A 16,573-nucleotide genomic window follows, 5' to 3' on the forward strand; every position below is an offset into this window, starting at 1 on the left:
CGAGGTCGTATTTGGAATGGCGGACCGCGGGCCGAGCGACCCTACGAGTCCGCCGCCAAATATGTATAGACGTTGAGCTCGCGCCCCACGTGAAACTCCTCGGCGAGTCGGCGATAGGCGGCAAGCACCGGGATCGGCAAGCCCCGATCCGGAATCGGAACGTGCTGCGTGATTCGGATATCCCCAAAGGATGCGCCCTTCTGAATCGCCCAGCACCCGACGATTCGTTCGAGCGGCAATGTGGGCGAGAGAATTTCCTCCTGCGTTCCCGGCCGAATGGCCGGCCAACGCTCAATCCGTTCCCATTCACGCACCGCAGCGAGTACGTCGATCCCATACTCGACCCATGCCACGTACAACCAGCCGGGCTTGGGACCGGATGCCGGAGCCGAGACGGCGGCCGCCGCTGAGGCGCGTGCGTCGGAGTCCTGCGCCAGTCCGCCCTTGATGCATCCCATCGCGTACTCGAGCGCCTTGTAGATCGACTTCGACCACGCAAGCACCACCTTGGTCTGCATGTGTGTCGTCACGCCCTTTTCCTTCCACTTGTCTCGGATGATCACCGGGCCCGCGAACCGAGCGTCCGCCTTCGCGGTGAAGCCGGGCGGTCTGAGACTCAGGAAGCCGGTGCCGTCACCTCGAAAGACGAGCCGGTTGAGGAGCACCGACTGGGTCGAGGCCGTCGCACTCGGCATGTCGTTGTGCAGGTCTACCGTGAGGGCGGCCGCGGGTGGCACGTGCGCGGTGAGCCCGGCCCGCCGCGCGTCGGGCCGGATGAGCGTCGAACAGCGTGGGCACGCGCGTGGAATCTGCCCCGGCATGAGCGCGGTCACCTTCATGCACGACGTGCACTTGTAGAGGAAGATCTCGCCGCGGCAATACTGGCAGTCGCTGAGATCGTGCGACGCGACGTTTTCGACGTCGATGTAGGAGTGGCAGCGCGGGCAGGTGGCTTGTGGCATGCGATAGACTCGCGCGTGAATACGAGGGCGTCAAGGCGCGGGTGTGCTACTCGTTCAGCCGCTTGCGAAACTGCACGACGCGATCGACTTCGTCGTACCCGGCGCGTCGATGTGTCGCGTGACTCACCACGTTGTCCAAACGTGCGTCCGAGGCCACCTCGCGATAGCCGTGTTCGCGTGCCCATGCTTCGGCGGCGTCGAGCAGCGCGAGCGCGCATCCTTGGCGGCGCATATCGGGATCTACGAACAGCGCCTCGATGTATCCCACCGGCGTCGTATCGCAGCCATCGGCATATGGTCGAGTGCCGACCTCGACGAACCCGGCCATCCCACCGTCGTCGCGTGGCGCGACGAACACCGCGGCGTCAGGGTTGGCGGACAGCTCCCGCATGCCCTGTGTGAGCTCATCTGCCGAATGTTGTGGAAAAAGCGCGAGGTTCATCCGCAGCCACTCCGGCCAATCGTGCTGGTCGTAACGTCGAATGCGAACGTGAGGCATGCGCTAGACTCCGTCGGTCGCCGCCGCGGTGAGCCAGGTCAATATGCGATCCTCGCTGACGGTCGCGCCAAGGCGTTGATAGAAGTGTAAAGCGTCGAGGTTCGGCGGGTAGACCGTCCAGATCAACGCGCGTCCGCCCGCGTCCTGACAGGCGTGGCGCGCACGAATCATCAGCGCTCTGCCAACGCCGGCTCGACGCGCTGTCGCGGTCACGAACAGGTCGAAGACATACCAAACGCGACCGCCGCGATCGACATCGTAGCCGGGATGATGCAAGAGATAGCCGACGATGCGGCCCGCGAACTCGGCGACGAATCCGCCGAATGCCGCGTGGTCGCCGAAGCCCTCGCGCAGAACCTCGTCCGCGGTTATTCCGCCAGGCGCGGGATCGCCGAGTCGAGCGAGATACCTCACGAACTCGGCGCTGAGCTCCGCGATCGCCGGTGCGTCGCTGGGTGTCGCAACGCGAACGTTGAGCATCACCGTCCGCTCTCGCTACCGTACCACCGGCAGTGTGATGTGCGACGCCATCGCCGGCGTCGCATACACGCGCTGCGTCGCCTTCACGTAGTCGCTCGCCTTCGCCTCGTAAATACTCGGCACGAACTTCTGCGGGTTGCGGTCGATCACCGGGAACCACGTCGACTGCACCTGCACCATGATCCGGTGCCCCTTCAGAAAGACATGATCATGCTCGCGCAGCGGGATCGTCCACTCGCTGGGCTTGTTCGGCACGAGCGCATGCGGCGTCTCGAAGCTCTGATTGAATCGTCCGCGCCGCACCTCCATCGCGATCGGCAGCTCGTACCCATTGAGAGATCTCGCATATTCACTCGGTTCCGGCCCAGCGTCCGGGTTCCACGCGTTCGGCTGAGCGTTCTCGGGATAGACGTCGATCAGCTTGACGATGAAGTCCGCGTCCGTGCCCGACGTCGATGCGAACAGCGTCGCCGAGAGCGCGCCGGTGACGGTGACATCGTGGTCGAGTGGCGCGCTGGTGTAGGTGAGCACATCCGGCCGTCCGTCGACGAACCGCTGATCGGCCACCTCCCATCGGCGCGAGTCGCCCGCGGGATATGTCGGCGAGATCGGCCGTTGGCGATAGGGAACTGGATTCGCCGGATCGGAGACATACTCTCGAAACGGCTTTGCTGACGCCGCCGGCTTCTCAAAGGACAGCGTTCCATCGGAATGGAGATAGAGACTCGTCGGCGTCGCGCCCTTCACCGGCCACGTGTCGTACGTCTTCCATGTGTTCGATCCTGTCTCGAACATCATCGCCTGCCACGCGGGCTTCGTGCCCTTGCCGTGGAGATAGTAGCGGAAGAACGGCGCCTCGATGTTCTCGCGGAACTCGCGCGCCGTGGCATGTCCGCCGAGTGGGATGAGGCCGATGCTGTCGTTGACGGGCGTGTGCCAGGAGCCGTGATACCACGGGCCGGCGACCATCAGGTTCGTGTGCTGGGGATCGTTCTTCTCCGCTTGATGAAAGATCTGCCACGGCCCCCACGGATCTTCCTGATCCCAGAAGCCGGCGACGTTCAGGTTGGGCACCGTCGCGCCCGTGATCTGCGTGTACCACGCCTCGCGTTTGTTGAACGCGTCGTAGTTGGGATGCGCGACGAGCGCGTTCCACGCCGGAATCGACCCGTGCAGATATTTCGCGTTGATGTTCGACAACGGGCCGAGCTTCAAATACCAGTCGTACCCGTCGTAGACGTCGAAGTCGAAATGAGTATTCTTGAATTTGTCCGCCTGCTCGTACACGGCGTACTCGAACGAGTAGCTTTCGCGCAGCGCGCCGTAGCGGTGGTCGTCGTCGTTCATCCACTGATCGGCCGGCGACGCCTGTTCGCTGATCGCCTTGAGCGCCGGGTGCGGCATGAGCAGCGTCGTGGCCGCGGTGAGCCCATCGTACGACACGCCATAGATGCCGACTCGGCCGTTGTTGTTCGCGACGTGTTTCACGAGCCAATCGATGGTGTCGTAGGCGTCCGTGGCCTCGTTGACGTTCTTGGGCGACGGGTTGGAGAGATCGACCGCCGACGACAGGAGGAACGTGCCCTCGGACTTGAATCGTCCGCGCAGATTCTGCACGACGAAGATGTAACCGTCCGCCATCAATTCGTTGAGCACCGGCGGTACGGACGTCGGTGACGCGCTCGGCACTCCGTAGGGCGTGCGGCGAAGCAGAATGGGCAGCGGGCCGGTTTGATTCACCGGGCGCTCGATCACCGTTTGCAGATGCGCGCCGTCGCGCATCGGGATCATGACTTCCTCGAGCGTGAAGATCGGAGCGCCGGACTGTTGGGCGAGGCTCGCGAAGAACGGAGCGGCGACGAGGAGCAGGGCGGCGGAGAGGCGTACTCGAAGATGTCGCATCGCGATCCTCATAGAGGTGACTACAAGCAAATCGCCCGTTGGAACGTATTCGAAACGCTGGTGACCTCGGTCGACACGATGAATTGCCGCACCGGCGTTTCATCGGTCGTGAGCTCCACGAGAAGCAGGCCCGCGACGAACTGCGCACGCAGATCCGCAAGAACGGTCGCATCGTCGATGTTGATGTTCATCGTCTCAGTGAGCGGCCCCGGCGAAACGGACGACGGAAGCTGATCCACCGGAGGCTCGAAGAACACTCGGCCCTCGCTCCCGAGTATTCGTACTTTCACGATGTGCCCGCGGAGTGCGTTTCCGTCCGGCGTCAAGTTGCTTTGCAGGGCCACCGACATCGTCGACCCGGTCACGGTCTCCGACTCGGCGAGATTGAGACTCACCGTCCCGAGCACCTGTCCGGGGTTGCCGATGATGTCGCCCGTGGCGGCCGCGGTTCTGATTGCATCGCCACATGGCTCGCCGGGAAGGCATGCCACGAGCTGCGTCGTCGCGGCAACGCACAAGAGTGGCCGAATCCAGAATGACGCCGGCATTAGTCGAATCTACTCCGCTCCGATGGCATCTATTGGATAAGGAATACTGTGATTGGCGGCATGGTGAAGGACGCTCGGGCTGCCGATACTTCCGAGGATCGACCACCCAGCGGATCATGCACCAGGCACGCCGTGTAGGAACCTACCTCGCCGCCGCGGCGCTCGCGTCTTCGTTGTCGTGCGGCAGCGACATGAATGGCCCCGAGTCCTCGAGTGGCGGGAATCATTGCCCCTGCCCGTTCACGAACATTCCCGCGCCGCCGGGTGGCGTCGCGCAATTCACCGTGATGCCGGTCGCGATCGCGCCGGGGATGTCGCTCACCGCGCTCGGCAGCCTGAATCCGCCGGGGCATGTGCTGCCGACGGATCACGTCTATTTCTACGACGGCGATCTCTCGAAGAACCAGCCGTTCGGCAGCGATACGCGCGACGTGTTCATGCCCGCGACCGGTGCGGTCATTTCACTTCTGCCCAACGCGCAAGGTGAGACCAAGGTCATGTTCCGCGCGACGCCGGCGTTCTACTTCTATTTCGATCACGTCGTTCTCACGCAGCCGCTGACGATCGGGCAGATCGTACAAGTCGGAACGAAGCTTGGCAACACGACGAAGGGCACGACGCTCGATCTCGGTGCGTTCGACACGACGGCGACGCATTCGGGATTTGTGAATCGAGCGCGATACGGCGAGCAAACGCTGTATTACGTATCGCCGTGGCAGTACTTCACGCCCGAGTTGCAGGCGCAGCTCTATCCGCACGTGTATCGCACCGCGGCGGCCAGCGACAAGGACGGCCAACTCGACTTCGGTATTTCCGGCAAGCTCGCCGGCGATTGGTTTGTGTCGGACATGCCGGCCGACAGCAGCTGGGAGCCGTATGGGTGGACGCGGACGATTTCGTTCGCGTATGACTACTATGATCCGAGTCAGGTGCGGGTGTCGATCGGCGGCACCGTTGGGCCGGCGGGCGTGTGGGCGATCGACTCAGCTGCGCCACGGCCAGAGAGGGTGACGGCGGGGAGTGGGGTGGTGCCGTATCTGCTTTACAGTCCGTTCGACAAAGGGTTTCCGCCGTATGGGTTGTTGCTCGTAAGGATGAATGACGATACGACGATTAGTGTCGAGTTGTTTGTGGGGGAGAGAACGGTGAATCGGCAGATGGATGCGGGGGCGAGTACGTTCGTGCGGTAACGGGGTGAATCTCCGTACGCGGCATACGGCTCTGAAGCAGCTCCGCCGCCTGTGCCGCCGCGACGATCCAGCGCCCGGCCGCAGTTCCGCTTCGCTCGGCGCTCCGCCGCGCGGACCCGACCGTCAGTCGCCGCTGAATGCCGTCGAATGCCCTGGCTCGCCCGTGAACTTCAGCCCTCCTCAGACGTCTGCTCCCCGACGCCCGGTCCGAGCGGCCGTTCCGCAACGAACCCAGTCGACGCCCGCCGACAGCCAATTCGCTCGAAGAATCCCACGCTCTGCGGTTGTGCCCCGAACCCAACCTTGCCGCGAGGCGATCGCTCGAGCGCGAGCTCCATCAGACGGCGGCCAATGCCGCGCCGCTCGTAGTCTGGGTCGACGAGGATCTCCGGGATGGTGGCGAAGAAATAACCGTCCGTCAGTACGCGGACGCTCCCGATGAGCCGCGAGCCATCCCAGGCACCGACGTTGATGGTGCGGGTCAACGCCTGCGCCGCAGCCGCCGAGTCGTATGGGCGCGGCCAAACACGTTGAGCCAGTGCGAGAAAATCCTCGACGCCGAATCCATCACTGTAGGTCACGTCGGTCATACCGAGATGTGTATGGCCATCAATGCTCAGGGTGAGTGCGGGCGAGCTCACAAGAGCGAGCGAGGCGAACAATCACTCGATCGCGCGTCTGGCGCAACCCACGTCATACGGCTAACGCAATAGTCTCGAGCTTCCGTCGCAGGCGCAGCATCCGATTTTCAGAACTTGAATCAGAACTTGAATCAGAACTTGAATACGAATCTTGCCGTGAGCGGCGTGACGGAGATTCCAAACGCGGGATGAGGCGACGACCAATAAGCCCCCGCCTGAACGCGCGGTCCGATCCGGAAGTGCGACCCGCCCCACATCGGCGCGATGTACCCGCCTGCGAACCCGCCCGGTTCTGCCTCCGACGCGACCTGCGCCGCGTGGAAGTCGAAGGCGGCTCTGACGCCGACGTCGTACTGCCAGCGTCCCGGTGGTTCGAGCCGCTCGAACGCGTCGATGTGCGCAATCTCCGCGGACTTCGTTCCCCACGGTTCGCTGTGAACGAGTCTGAAGTTGAACTCGTATCCCAGTCCCAAACCCACGCCAACGAGCTTGTCTGGACTCGTCACTCGAGCATAACTGAGTCCGCCCGCAAGCAAACCGGCATCGAGCGTGACTCGAGATCGAGGAGCAGGTTCCTGCGCGGCGAGCTGGCCACAGGCGCTCGTGACTACGAGCACGACTCCAATCAACGGCATGCCGCGTACGCGCGGAGAGGACGCCATTAAACAACGCTCAATTGATATTGCATGCATCCCCAAGTCGGTCGGTCGCGAGCGAGACACAGCGTGCCCTCGCGGAATCAGCGTTCGCAATCATGAATTCGGCCATCAGCCTCGGCGTTCGCAGGGGCGCACGGCACGGCGGCGGCGATCCCCACGCGTTAAATTTCGCATCTACACCGTAGGCAGCGGACAGCTGTGAGGAGGACGAGGCATGTCGATGGCGTTTCTTCGAGATGACGCGGAAGGGGAGATGCCGCGCCGCCACTACGACCTGCCGCCTCGCGACGATCCCGGCTACGACCGCGCCGCCGCTCGCGCGCTGCTCGAGGCGGCGCGGGTGAACGAGACTCAGCTCGCCGAGCGAGCGACGGGCTACTACTGGGGCGAGCCGCGGCTGCACGCGTACGTCGAGGAGATCCGTGCCGCGGCGGAACGTGATGGTGACGAACGCCTGGAGCAAGTGGCGCGCCGCTTCGTGCGCTGAGCAAGACTCGGCCGGCCCAACGCCCAGAGCAGCTTCCGCGCGCTGAAGTCGAGCACATCGAAGACGCTGCTTCGAGTTCCGAAATACTTAGGTATTGACCTTAGTATTATTCGCTGATAGAATCGCTCAGTCAGATCGGGCGACTCAACCAATCGACTGGTATTGCAATGGTTCAATCCGCTGTCGTTGACGACGTGTTTTATGCCTTGTCCAACGCGACGCGGCGGAAGGTCCTCGAGCACCTGTCCGCGGGACCCGCCACGGTCAGCGAGCTGGCGGCGCCATTCGACATGAAACTCCCCTCGTTCGTGCAGCACCTCTCGGTGCTCGAACAGAGCCGGCTGGTGAAGTCGAAGAAGCGAGGGCGCGTGCGGACGTACGAGATCGCACCCGAACGGTTCACAGTTGTTGAAGACTGGCTGACCGCGCGCCGGCAGTTGTGGGAAGCGCGATTGGACCGATTCGACCTCTACGTCAAACAACTCAAGCAGAAGGAATCGGAATCATGAGAAAGCAATTCGCGATCGATCCGAAGCTCGACTTCGTCATCGAACGGTTCATCGACGCTCCCGCGCGGCTCGTGTGGGAAGCGTTGACGAAACCGGAGCATCTCACGGAGTGGTACATGCCCAAGGCGTGGGGGCGCGTGGCGCGAGTCGAAATGGACGTGCGGCCGGGCGGCATGTTCAGCATCGACATCGCAACCGGAGACGGTCGCGAAGTTCCCAACCTTGGCTGCTTCCTCGACGTCGTTCCGATGCAGCGACTCGTCTGGACCTCCATGTTGTTCCCCGGCTACCGTCCGGCCGTCTTCGACGACATTCCGATCACCGCCATCATGACGCTCGAGAGCGTCGGGAGCGGCACGCGCTACATCTTCACGGCGTTGCATCGGGATGAAGCTGACTACGAGAAAGACAAGGCGTCCGGTTGGCAGGAGGGAACGGAGATCGCGCTGGAGCAGTTTGTCGCGCACGTGATGTCGATGAAGTAGTTCCCCGGTTCGTCGATCTCGGAACGCATGACGAGAAGTGCGCCGCTCTCGATCCACGCGAACGATGAACGCCCGTGAAATGGAGCTGACGGACGCCCGTTGCGCTAACCCGTCTCAGATCGGAACACACGTCAGGCAAACCGCTTCCTCGCCAATGCGATCGCTGGCAATAATGCGGAGCGGTGCCCGGGCTCCGGCAAAGTACGGCTTGCCACCGCCAAGCACGAACGGGCGGAAGTAGAGACGATATTCGTCGACGAGACCGAGTTCGGTCAGGCTTGCCGCCAGGGTGGGTCCCGCGACGTCGATCTCACCCTCGACGTCCTCTTTCAGCCTGCGAACAAATGCGTCGACGTTCTCGGCGACGAGCGTGGCGTTCGCGCCGACCGAGTTCAGCGTGCGCGAGACGACCCACTTCGGCTGCGCACGCCATGCCGCCGCGAACTCGTGATCGCCGTCATCCCACTCCGGTCGATCCTCGTCCCAGTAGCGCATGATCTCGTAGATCCGTCGGCCATACAACGAGCCGGCCAAGCCGCGGACGTGATCCATGAAATGACGGCCAAGGGCAGCGTCGGGCGGAGGCAATTCCAGCGTGCCCGCGACGCCATCGACGTAGCCGTCGAGGGACTGCATCATGCCGAAGACGAGCTTACCCATGCCTTTATTCCTCCGATTGTCGGCTCGCGCGTACGTTCGCTGGCGCGCGCCAAGGACTATGGAGCCAAGCTACGGACAACGCGATTGCTGTCATTCAGAAATTCTATCCGCGCCGAACCAAGAGAATCGACGATGAATCTCAGGCGAGGCCGGCCCTTGCCGTCCATGAGCACGACGGCAGCGTTGCCGTTGTCGCGCCGGCCCACAAAGACTCGTGGAGCAAATTGTGGAGCTCCGTTGATCGGGGCAAACAAAGCTCGTCTGGCGGAATCCTTCGCCGCGCCGTTCTGCATCTTGTCGATCGAGTCCAACTGCCCGACACGCTCATCGACCATCGGCCCGCGGCGCTCTCCCATCTCGAGACCGACGGTCCGATCTCCGTTCCGGTCAACATAGGCGAGCGTCATCACCTGGTCGTGGTTGTATTGATCGAATGACAGCTGAGCGCCGGCATCGTACTTACCATCTTCCGTCTTTCCGTGGAAGACGAGCCCTCCATCTTCGGTCTCTTCATCATTAAAGAAGATGATTCCGGGCCGCGTTCCGCCCGGGTAGCCGAATGCTTTTCCGTAGGCAACGGGGCCGGTCGACCGAGCCTTGTTTGACAGCACCATCCGGAGCTTGCCGTCAGGCTCGCGGATGTTGATGCGCTGCACGTCAATTTCGTCGAAACGCGTCGGGGCCGCCGTTCGCCGAAATGCGGTCAAGCCGATGATGGCGATGCCCAGCACGGCGCCGAGCACGTACGCGCGAAGAAGCCGGACCTCACGCTTCAATTGGACAAGTTGGTCTGACATACGCGTTCTCCGATTTCGGGCCCGTTCGCAATGTGGAGTGAGCGGTGAACGAACTGACGACGTTCGTCACCATCCGGAGAGAAACGGTTGCCGGGACATACGGGACGACGGAACTCGGGGTGACCGCGTGCGTGACGAGTTCGCGACGCTGCGCGGACCAGCCGGCGGCCGCAGTTGCGACCCACCAGGCTGGTCCGCGTCCGACTCTATGGTGCTGAGTGAGACCGCCCGCGTCTAGCGACGGCAACCGTTGCTGATCGCGGTCGCCGCCCGCTCCGCGTCTGATCGATTGAGACCTCCGATTCGATATCCATTGCCGGTGATCGCCGAGGCGATTCGAGGCGTGCCATAGACTTTCCCGTCGACGAGAAGGGCCAGCCTTCTGCCGACGTGCTGTTTGGTGAATTCACGAACGCGCATGGCCGCATCATCGGTCACCGTGAAGTCGAGACTCCACTGGTCCTTGCCCTGTGACGCTGTGGCGCCGGTGATATCGCCGGTAGCGACGAGAGGAGTTCGAGACATCAGGATTGTCGTCGTGTCGTTCAGAGTGACGGTCTTGGTGGAGTCCGTCGGTGTATCCGCGACCGCGCTCATCTCGACGGCGGGGCATGGTACGCCCGCCGCATGGCGTGTGGCGCAAGCGACGGATAGACAGATCGTCAGCGACAACAGCGTGTGAACGATTACAAAAGGCGGCTTGCGGTTCATGCGGGGGTTCACGCATGACCGTCTGCGAAATGATTCGTGCATTGGGTGCTCCAGTCTGAGAGATCGGACGTGAGAGATTCACCGCCGCGAGGTGTTCGCGGACAGCGCGATGCGCGGCACGCGAGTGCCGGCGATCGTTTCGTCTGACTTCAGGCCTGGAACGGAGGTGGTCGGGCGGCTTGGCCGGTCGTGCGCTCGCACGAGCACAACGACGAAGAATCGCGAGTCGGCGGCGGCGCGGATTGAACTCGGCGGTCGTGCAGGCTCGCGCCGGGTGCCAACAGCTGCGGCCGCGCGGCATCGACGTCCTTCGGCACGAGCGTCGCCGCCAGCAGCGCACTATGGTTCGCTGTCGCAATACTTGGGTGCGAGCCGTGATGCCTGCGCAGCGAGACACGCGCGCGTCCGTTCGCGTCGCTTCCCAGAAGCAACAGGAACGCCGCGATGAGCAGGCGCATCATGGCACGAGAAGATCTCGTCGACATGTCAGCGGTTGCGAGTTGAGCAACTGCTCGAACGTATGTGCGTCAGCTCCAACGATCAAGCGCCGGGTAACGCGTTAGGCAGGCTAGGAGCGAGTCAACGCGTGTCGACGGCCGCGCGAATCATCGGCCCTTGCGGGCCGGACCGTGGATGAACGGGGCGACAAGACCGAACAGGTCGTTGTCGTTCAGCTGTCCATCGTTCTGTGCCCACGCCACGACGATGTCGTAGTCTGGGTACAGCAGCAGGTTGGCAGTGCTTCCGATCGCGCCGCCGCTATGTCGGATAGTACGCTGCTTGATGAAACGCGTTGAATCGGACACAAACCACCCGATTCCATACTGAGTCGGTTTGCCGGCGGCCGTGAGTTGCGACGTCTCCAACACACGGAGTGTCGCGGCACTGAGGAAACCGGGATGGAGCATCGCGGCGCCGAACCGTACGAGATCCGTCGGCGTCGACAGAAACCCCCCGCCCGCCCACTTGTAACTGAGGTCGGCGAATTCAGAATTGCGATATGTTCCGTCGGCTTGAAGATCGTACCATCGTGCGCGCCACGGAACGATGGCGGAGGGATCGTCAGGTACCGTACTCGTCATGCCGAGCACACCAAAGACGCTATCGCGCATGAAATCCAAGTACGGGACCCCGGCCGTGTGTTCGATGACGCTGCTCAGCAAAACAAAGCCGTAGCTCGAGTAGACAAACCGCGTTCCGGGTTGTGCGACGAGTGAATCGTCTCGGAACCGAGAGAGACTCGAGTCGACGGACGGATAGTGACTCTGGCTTTCCGGCTCGTTCGGTTTGTATCCTCGAATGCCGCCGAGATGGCCGCCAACCTCGCGGACCGTTACTGTGGCACCCTTGTCAGGAAATGAGGGCACATATCGGCGAACGGGCGCGTCGAAATCGAGTCGGCCGTGTTGTTCGAGGAGCCCGAGTGCCGCCGCCGTGAGCGGCTTCGAAATACTGCCGATGCGAAATTTCGTGGAAGTGGTGGCTGGAACGCGCTGTTCAAGGTCGGCGAAACCAAACGCCTCGGCGTAGACGACCTGCCCGTGCACTGCGATCGCGACGGACAACGCCGGCGGTCGTACGCGTTCGCCATGGAACGGCGCCTCCATCGGGGCTGGGAGCCCGTGTTCGTAGGCCGCCAACGCGATCCGGTGGGCCGCGCCGATCTCGCGGGAGTAGGCGCGAGTTGCAGAGGCGGCTCGAGGCAGTGGCTGCTGAGCTGCGCACCAGGTGGCTTGGGCTGAGAAAATGAGGCCGCAGTACGCCAGGCGCGTGAACGCATACACGGTCGATGTCCTCATCGAAGACACTCCACTAAGAATCTTCGATAAAGGTGATGTGTCAGCGCGCGCCAGTCAATGGCGGCGCAACGCCCTATCTGGGGCTGCAAGGAAGTCTAATAAGCGGCGCGGGCGGAGCCCGCGCCAGTCCGCAGATTCCTTGTCAGCTTCAGCGTTCGTTAGCTGACTCGGTTATGGACACTCGAATTACGCAACTCGGACGGCCTCTCGATTCTCGTCGTACATCAGATGCGGCCGCCCCCGGCCCGATGCGAGACGCGCGACGTCGCGACGTCACGACGTCACGAAGTCACGACGTCACGAACCGCGAATCCTACCGACCCTTTGGAAAACGCGAATCGTGGCCAGCCACACACTGCCAGCGTCCGTCACGAAAGACAAAAACGTCGGTGAATCGTGTGCGTCCTGTAGGCCGGCCATTCTCGCTGTTCACGCCGATGCCTCGGACGTACGCGGCCTCACCGTATATGTGAACGTGTAAATCCACTAGCTCGCTGTGGCTGCTGCTCGGCTTCGCCGCGTTAGCCAACATCGCGGACCGGGTGATGAGCGAACCATCAAAGTCGGCCTCCTCGAATTCGGTCGCCAGGAGGCATTCGAGCGCTGTGGTGTCATGGTGCTCCGCGGCGCGGACCCACGCCTGTTCGACCCGCACCAAAGCGGCTTCGTCCTTGGCCTCGTCGGCTGGGCACGCAGCGCCATGAGGCGATGAGAACAAGAGCAGAATGGCGAAAAACATGTTCACCGCACCTCTTGGAACGAGAGCGCAGAGAGGCACACGGGGTCCTCCGCGTGCGATGTGTATAGTCAGCTTCAGCGTTCGTTGGGCGGCGTCAGGAGCTATCCTTTCGCGAGCTTCGGATGGAATTTCACGCCCGGCAGCCCGTCAAAATCCTCATCCTGCGTCCACACCGTCCCCGCCATCCGCTGCGCCGTCGCATAGACGATGCTGTCCGCCAACGGCAGCTTGTGCACCACGCCTACCGTGGCCGCTGACAACGCCAGCGCCGCGTCGAGGTCGATCACCGTGCCTTGTTGCATGAGCGCCACCGCTTGGAGCGCGTCGCTTTCCCCGCGTTGGCGCAATACCACCTTGAACACTTCGAGCAAACACACGCTCGGTACCACGAGCCGGTCGACGGCTTCGATCGCCGCGGCAAAGCGCCCGGCCCCCGGGCCATCCGCGAAGTACTCGAGCCACGCCGACGAGTCGACGACATTCGGGCCTGTCGTCGCGGCCCGCTTCGCTGGCGCGATCACACCCGGTCGCGCTCGCGACGCATGGTGGTGTCGAGACCCGCGAGAAAGCCGCGCATGCGTTTCAGTGGCTGTACCGGGATCAGCTCGATGCGGTTCTCGTAGGCGAGCGCCTGCACTTTTTGGCCAGGCGCCAATCCCAGCCGCTCGCGAATTTCCCGAGGGATTACGACCTGGAATTTCGGCGAAATAGTCACGACGTCCATCGGGGCCTCGATCGATCGAAGAATCGTATGACGATATGGCAATCTATCATTAAATCGCCATACGGGCAACGAGCACCGGACGGGCTGGCTGACCCCTGAGCTCAGCTGCAAGGAGGCCCAATAAGAGCGCGCGGCGAAGCCGCGTGCAACTCCGCAGCCTACTTGTCAGCTGCAGCGTCCGTTAGCCGGTTGCTAAGAGATACCAGAGGTATGCATTCCGATGCGTCGAGTCAGCTCGGCCAAGCTCGATGCGCCACGAGTAAGCGACTCGATGTGGCCACGGTACTCCGGCTGCTTGATCGCGTCGAAGTCTCCGCCAACGATCGTGGCATGAGTGCCGAGGTTCAGATGCAATGCGAGTGTGAAGGCTCCCGCGTGTGCAAACTGGTCGTATAGGCCATGAATGCTGCTGTAGGCGTCCCAGCCCTTAAGGTTGAATCCCAGCTTCTTTTCGAGGATTTGTGCGGTTGCCTTCCGCGTGATGCGGCTCATCGCTTTGTGTGCAGGGTACTCTGTCTTCTGCCGTGAAAATGCCTGCCATTCAGCGTCAGCGAGAAGCAGCATGGCCATCGCGCAAGATTCCCCATAACTCCTAGCTTGGTACCCTGCCGCCTGTTGGTATCCCGATACTAGGAAGTGCGCAGACGTATAGAGGCTGTTGAGGCCGACGTGCAAGAAAAGCAGAACGTAGTGCACCCGCTCGTTGCGCGGCCAGTGTTTACCCGCTGACTCGATTTCCGAGTGCGCAGCGAAGCTCGCAGCAACAAACGCGTCTAACTCGGGACTAAACCGCTGCTGAAACTTGCGTTGGACCGGGCCATCGTCATAGAACACAAGATCGCGTGACAGTGCGCGACTCGCTCGAACACGACTAGAACGATCGGGCTTGCGGCGGCCTTCACCCATACTCTGTATAATCCGGCTAACGCCTTAGCTCAGCTGCAAGGAGACCCAATATGAGCACGTGGCGAAGCCACGTGCAATTCCGCAGACTCCTTGTCAGTTTCAGCGTTCGTTAGATGACCGCTCGCATTCATTCGACGAGCAATCGGTCTGCTAGCTCATTGCGTATTCGACGCGAGCCCAAGTCAGTCAAGCGATACCGCCCGCTGCCAATAAGAACAATCTGCCGCTTTGCAGGCGCGACCAGAGACTGAAGAGCGCGAGTCACCGAGGGGGCTGACGACAGGCTGTATTGGCCGAGTTCAGTTCTGGTGAATCCCGCTTCTCCCGCATAGTGGAGCAGAATCAAGAGCTCTTCCTCGGCCTGAAGATCTGTGCGCTGAACGATGATGACATCTTCAAATACGCCGACGCATGGCACATCAAACTGCAGCAGTTCGCGAATCGCCTTAGCAACTTTTTCCCGGTCGCCCTGCCAAAACAGGCGTAGAGTTTCGTTCATGGCCCATCGCACGCACTCGATAACAAGCTTCGAATCCATGTGATTGGGAGTATAGGTGGGGGAGATGTGCACAGCGCCTCGTTGACTGCGAAACTTGTAGACTGTGCGCAGAACCTTTGTCAGGTGCAGCGGGTCTTGTCGAGGGACTAATGTGTGCGCGACCTGGTCGTTCTCTAAGTACTTGATGCAGTCATCAAATCCCTTCGATGCGTTGAGGTTGCCCGAATCCATGTGATATAGGATTCGAGCTAGAATTTCGCAGAACTGGCCACCATCCAGCTCGGCCGGCTCCCAGTCTCGCTGGATGAATCGCCGCTCGGCCGAGATGAACTCGTCGACGAGTTGGTTTGACAGGAGGTGGTCAAGCGGCGGCGAGATTCGCACGAGCAAGGCCTGCTTCTCAATCAGCCCCACTGTTCTCTTCCTGTTCGCCGGCGGTGCGTCCTAGAGCCTCCGAAACCAACCCTTGCGCGCGTTTCGTACCGGCTTCGGTGAGAAACCACGGAGACGAAGTTTGGGTGGTATCCTCAGACACCGGTGCGTCCTTGCCGATCTTTAGCTTTCCGAGATCACGCGTGACGTTGAACGGGAGAATCTGACCGGCCTGCTTGAAGTGTTTGTTGAACGTATTCGCGATACGCTTGGAAGAGAGTTCCTTCTGATCCGTCTCGTTCGAAGCGACGTACAACAGCCACATAGCCTTGTTAGCTGTGTTCCAAGCCTGCTTTGGTGATCCCCACTTCGCCGGGTCGTGGCGCCAATCAAGTGGCACTTCCTCTGCAGAATCGCTCGCGGCTGCGGCAGGGGGAGCGCCGCGTTTCTTCCGCGGTCCTCGCTTCCGTACGGTGCTGGCGGCATCGGGCTCCTGTATCGCGATCGGCGCCGCGTCGAGCGGCACGTCGTCGTTCCCAGCGACGATCTGCGCTGCCGGTTGGAGAAGACCCGCGAACTGCCTGCCAAGGTTTTGGGCGATGAGAGGGGCGTCTTCTCGGCTGCCTTCGATCTCCAGCTCCAGCCCCTGCAGCTTGAGCTTCACGCGGAACTTTGCCACGCATGCCTCCGTCGGCGATTGGGGGGCATAAACATAGCGCGACAGAAGGCGCGCGGCAAATTCCTTAATGAGCGTTGATGTATATGGTCATCTAGAAAATATGACTGGGCTGGCCTCCGACTCTCGCGTGGGTTAGCTCCTCGCGCTGTGAGACGGAGTTGCCAGAGCCACCTGCGACGATCGATCTGTCGCCCCTTCGCGGAGACCAACCCATGTCATCAGTGTCCGCTGCTGTTGCTCCCTCTATCATCTACCTCGGTATGGATGTCCACAAGGACTCCATCACCATCGCCGTCCTGCCGATGGGCGCGAAAGCGCCGACGCA

At 62.0% G+C, this 16,573-nt stretch carries 23 protein-coding genes; 5 read left to right on the forward strand and 18 right to left on the reverse strand.

The annotated features are described in order from the left end of the window. Positions 1-41 precede the first annotated feature (41 nt). Genes VN706_01590 through VN706_01610 form a run of 5 tightly spaced genes read right to left on the reverse strand, consistent with a single transcriptional unit; the run spans position 42 to position 4,391 of the window. Positions 42-962 (reverse strand): hypothetical protein, encoded by a 921-nt coding sequence (locus VN706_01590; protein ID HXT14291.1) that lies wholly within the window; start codon positions 960-962, stop codon positions 42-44. Positions 963-1,008: 46 nt separating this feature from the next. Next, positions 1,009-1,461, reverse strand: a complete 453-nt coding sequence (gene aac(6') / locus VN706_01595) for an aminoglycoside 6'-N-acetyltransferase (GenBank protein ID HXT14292.1) — start codon at positions 1,459-1,461, stop codon at positions 1,009-1,011. Between the two features lie 3 nt (positions 1,462-1,464). Next, positions 1,465-1,941: a GNAT family N-acetyltransferase gene (locus VN706_01600; protein ID HXT14293.1), complete on the reverse strand. Its 477-nt coding sequence runs from the start codon at positions 1,939-1,941 to the stop codon at positions 1,465-1,467. A gap of 15 nt (positions 1,942-1,956) precedes the next feature. Continuing rightward, the gene (locus tag VN706_01605) at positions 1,957-3,843 is read right to left on the reverse strand and encodes a CocE/NonD family hydrolase (protein ID HXT14294.1); all 1,887 of its coding nucleotides are present in this window, start codon (positions 3,841-3,843) and stop codon (positions 1,957-1,959) included. Positions 3,844-3,863: 20 nt separating this feature from the next. After that, positions 3,864-4,391, reverse strand: coding sequence for a hypothetical protein (locus tag VN706_01610; GenBank protein HXT14295.1), 528 nt, complete (start codon positions 4,389-4,391; stop codon positions 3,864-3,866). Positions 4,392-4,507: 116 nt separating this feature from the next. On the opposite strand from VN706_01610, the gene VN706_01615 reads away from it, so the two are divergent. Beyond that, a complete protein-coding gene (locus tag VN706_01615) occupies positions 4,508-5,581 on the forward strand; it encodes a hypothetical protein (GenBank protein HXT14296.1) in 1,074 nt (357 codons plus the stop codon). 170 nt (positions 5,582-5,751) lie between these two features. On the opposite strand, the gene VN706_01620 is transcribed toward VN706_01615, so the two are convergent. Continuing rightward, entirely contained in the window at positions 5,752-6,171 is a 420-nt protein-coding gene (locus VN706_01620; GenBank protein HXT14297.1) for a GNAT family N-acetyltransferase, read from the reverse strand. Positions 6,172-6,353: 182 nt separating this feature from the next. Next, entirely contained in the window at positions 6,354-6,884 is a 531-nt protein-coding gene (locus tag VN706_01625) for a hypothetical protein (GenBank protein HXT14298.1), read from the reverse strand. 217 nt (positions 6,885-7,101) lie between these two features. Here VN706_01625 and VN706_01630 point away from each other — a divergent pair, with 217 nt between their 5' ends. The 3 genes from VN706_01630 to VN706_01640 all read left to right on the forward strand — a co-directional run bounded on the left by VN706_01630 (position 7,102) and on the right by VN706_01640 (position 8,362). Then, positions 7,102-7,368, forward strand: coding sequence for a hypothetical protein (locus VN706_01630; protein ID HXT14299.1), 267 nt, complete (start codon positions 7,102-7,104; stop codon positions 7,366-7,368). Between the two features lie 167 nt (positions 7,369-7,535). After that, positions 7,536-7,877 (forward strand): metalloregulator ArsR/SmtB family transcription factor, encoded by a 342-nt coding sequence (locus VN706_01635; protein ID HXT14300.1) that lies wholly within the window; start codon positions 7,536-7,538, stop codon positions 7,875-7,877. After that, complete coding sequence (locus tag VN706_01640) at positions 7,874-8,362, forward strand: SRPBCC domain-containing protein (GenBank protein HXT14301.1); 489 nt, start codon at positions 7,874-7,876, stop codon at positions 8,360-8,362. Before VN706_01635 ends, VN706_01640 begins: the two co-directional genes overlap by 4 nt. 114 nt (positions 8,363-8,476) lie before the next feature. Here the strand turns inward: VN706_01640 and VN706_01645 are convergent, their stop codons facing one another. The 3 genes from VN706_01645 to VN706_01655 all read right to left on the reverse strand — a co-directional run bounded on the left by VN706_01645 (position 8,477) and on the right by VN706_01655 (position 10,344). Then, the gene (locus VN706_01645) at positions 8,477-9,022 is read right to left on the reverse strand and encodes a dihydrofolate reductase family protein (GenBank protein HXT14302.1); all 546 of its coding nucleotides are present in this window, start codon (positions 9,020-9,022) and stop codon (positions 8,477-8,479) included. 56 nt (positions 9,023-9,078) lie between these two features. Beyond that, positions 9,079-9,819: a hypothetical protein gene (locus VN706_01650; protein HXT14303.1), complete on the reverse strand. Its 741-nt coding sequence runs from the start codon at positions 9,817-9,819 to the stop codon at positions 9,079-9,081. A 234-nt stretch (positions 9,820-10,053) separates the two neighbouring features. Further along, positions 10,054-10,344, reverse strand: a complete 291-nt coding sequence (locus VN706_01655; GenBank protein HXT14304.1) for a hypothetical protein — start codon at positions 10,342-10,344, stop codon at positions 10,054-10,056. A gap of 13 nt (positions 10,345-10,357) precedes the next feature. On the opposite strand from VN706_01655, the gene VN706_01660 reads away from it, so the two are divergent. Then, positions 10,358-10,501: a hypothetical protein gene (locus VN706_01660; GenBank protein HXT14305.1), complete on the forward strand. Its 144-nt coding sequence runs from the start codon at positions 10,358-10,360 to the stop codon at positions 10,499-10,501. A gap of 178 nt (positions 10,502-10,679) precedes the next feature. Here the strand turns inward: VN706_01660 and VN706_01665 are convergent, their stop codons facing one another. The 8 genes from VN706_01665 to VN706_01700 form a co-directional block, all read right to left on the reverse strand. Further along, a complete protein-coding gene (locus tag VN706_01665; GenBank protein HXT14306.1) occupies positions 10,680-10,991 on the reverse strand; it encodes a hypothetical protein in 312 nt (103 codons plus the stop codon). Positions 10,992-11,135: 144 nt separating this feature from the next. Further along, positions 11,136-12,137 (reverse strand): serine hydrolase domain-containing protein, encoded by a 1,002-nt coding sequence (locus VN706_01670; GenBank protein ID HXT14307.1) that lies wholly within the window; start codon positions 12,135-12,137, stop codon positions 11,136-11,138. A gap of 505 nt (positions 12,138-12,642) precedes the next feature. Continuing rightward, the gene (locus tag VN706_01675; protein HXT14308.1) at positions 12,643-13,068 is read right to left on the reverse strand and encodes a nuclear transport factor 2 family protein; all 426 of its coding nucleotides are present in this window, start codon (positions 13,066-13,068) and stop codon (positions 12,643-12,645) included. Between the two features lie 101 nt (positions 13,069-13,169). After that, positions 13,170-13,589, reverse strand: coding sequence for a type II toxin-antitoxin system VapC family toxin (locus VN706_01680; GenBank protein ID HXT14309.1), 420 nt, complete (start codon positions 13,587-13,589; stop codon positions 13,170-13,172). Beyond that, a complete protein-coding gene (locus tag VN706_01685; protein ID HXT14310.1) occupies positions 13,586-13,792 on the reverse strand; it encodes an AbrB/MazE/SpoVT family DNA-binding domain-containing protein in 207 nt (68 codons plus the stop codon). Before VN706_01685 ends, VN706_01680 begins: the two co-directional genes overlap by 4 nt. A 192-nt stretch (positions 13,793-13,984) precedes the next feature. Next, the gene (locus VN706_01690) at positions 13,985-14,362 is read right to left on the reverse strand and encodes a hypothetical protein (protein ID HXT14311.1); all 378 of its coding nucleotides are present in this window, start codon (positions 14,360-14,362) and stop codon (positions 13,985-13,987) included. Between the two features lie 463 nt (positions 14,363-14,825). Then, on the reverse strand, positions 14,826-15,611 hold the full coding sequence (locus VN706_01695) for a hypothetical protein (GenBank protein HXT14312.1): 786 nt from the start codon (positions 15,609-15,611) through the stop codon (positions 14,826-14,828). Then, positions 15,598-16,248 carry a hypothetical protein gene (locus VN706_01700; protein ID HXT14313.1) on the reverse strand — a complete coding sequence of 217 codons (651 nt, stop codon included), beginning with the start codon at positions 16,246-16,248 and terminating at the stop codon, positions 15,598-15,600. The genes VN706_01695 and VN706_01700 overlap by 14 nt, the downstream gene beginning before the upstream one ends. Positions 16,249-16,573 lie beyond the last annotated feature (325 nt).

It is taken from the genome of Gemmatimonadaceae bacterium, assembly GCA_035606695.1.
Classification (GTDB): Bacteria; Gemmatimonadota; Gemmatimonadetes; order Gemmatimonadales; family Gemmatimonadaceae; genus JAQBQB01.

Bases quoted from the DNA above. Each gene is read 5' to 3' on its own strand.
- VN706_01590 (HXT14291.1), bottom strand. From the start codon at position 962: ATGCCACAAGCCACCTGCCCGCGCTGCCACTCCTACATCGACGTCGAA.
- VN706_01600 (HXT14293.1), bottom strand. From the start codon at position 1,941: ATGCTCAACGTTCGCGTTGCGACACCCAGCGACGCACCGGCGATCGCG.
- VN706_01605 (HXT14294.1), bottom strand. From the start codon at position 3,843: ATGCGACATCTTCGAGTACGCCTCTCCGCCGCCCTGCTCCTCGTCGCC.
- VN706_01610 (HXT14295.1), bottom strand. From the start codon at position 4,391: ATGCCGGCGTCATTCTGGATTCGGCCACTCTTGTGCGTTGCCGCGACG.
- VN706_01615 (HXT14296.1), top strand. From the start codon at position 4,508: ATGCACCAGGCACGCCGTGTAGGAACCTACCTCGCCGCCGCGGCGCTC.
- VN706_01620 (HXT14297.1), bottom strand. From the start codon at position 6,171: ATGACCGACGTGACCTACAGTGATGGATTCGGCGTCGAGGATTTTCTC.
- VN706_01625 (HXT14298.1), bottom strand. From the start codon at position 6,884: ATGGCGTCCTCTCCGCGCGTACGCGGCATGCCGTTGATTGGAGTCGTG.
- VN706_01630 (HXT14299.1), top strand. From the start codon at position 7,102: ATGGCGTTTCTTCGAGATGACGCGGAAGGGGAGATGCCGCGCCGCCAC.
- VN706_01635 (HXT14300.1), top strand. From the start codon at position 7,536: ATGGTTCAATCCGCTGTCGTTGACGACGTGTTTTATGCCTTGTCCAAC.
- VN706_01640 (HXT14301.1), top strand. From the start codon at position 7,874: ATGAGAAAGCAATTCGCGATCGATCCGAAGCTCGACTTCGTCATCGAA.
- VN706_01645 (HXT14302.1), bottom strand. From the start codon at position 9,022: ATGGGTAAGCTCGTCTTCGGCATGATGCAGTCCCTCGACGGCTACGTC.
- VN706_01650 (HXT14303.1), bottom strand. From the start codon at position 9,819: ATGTCAGACCAACTTGTCCAATTGAAGCGTGAGGTCCGGCTTCTTCGC.
- VN706_01655 (HXT14304.1), bottom strand. From the start codon at position 10,344: ATGTCTCGAACTCCTCTCGTCGCTACCGGCGATATCACCGGCGCCACA.
- VN706_01665 (HXT14306.1), bottom strand. From the start codon at position 10,991: ATGATGCGCCTGCTCATCGCGGCGTTCCTGTTGCTTCTGGGAAGCGAC.
- VN706_01670 (HXT14307.1), bottom strand. From the start codon at position 12,137: ATGGAGGCGCCGTTCCATGGCGAACGCGTACGACCGCCGGCGTTGTCC.
- VN706_01675 (HXT14308.1), bottom strand. From the start codon at position 13,068: ATGTTTTTCGCCATTCTGCTCTTGTTCTCATCGCCTCATGGCGCTGCG.
- VN706_01685 (HXT14310.1), bottom strand. From the start codon at position 13,792: ATGGACGTCGTGACTATTTCGCCGAAATTCCAGGTCGTAATCCCTCGG.
- VN706_01690 (HXT14311.1), bottom strand. From the start codon at position 14,362: ATGGCCATGCTGCTTCTCGCTGACGCTGAATGGCAGGCATTTTCACGG.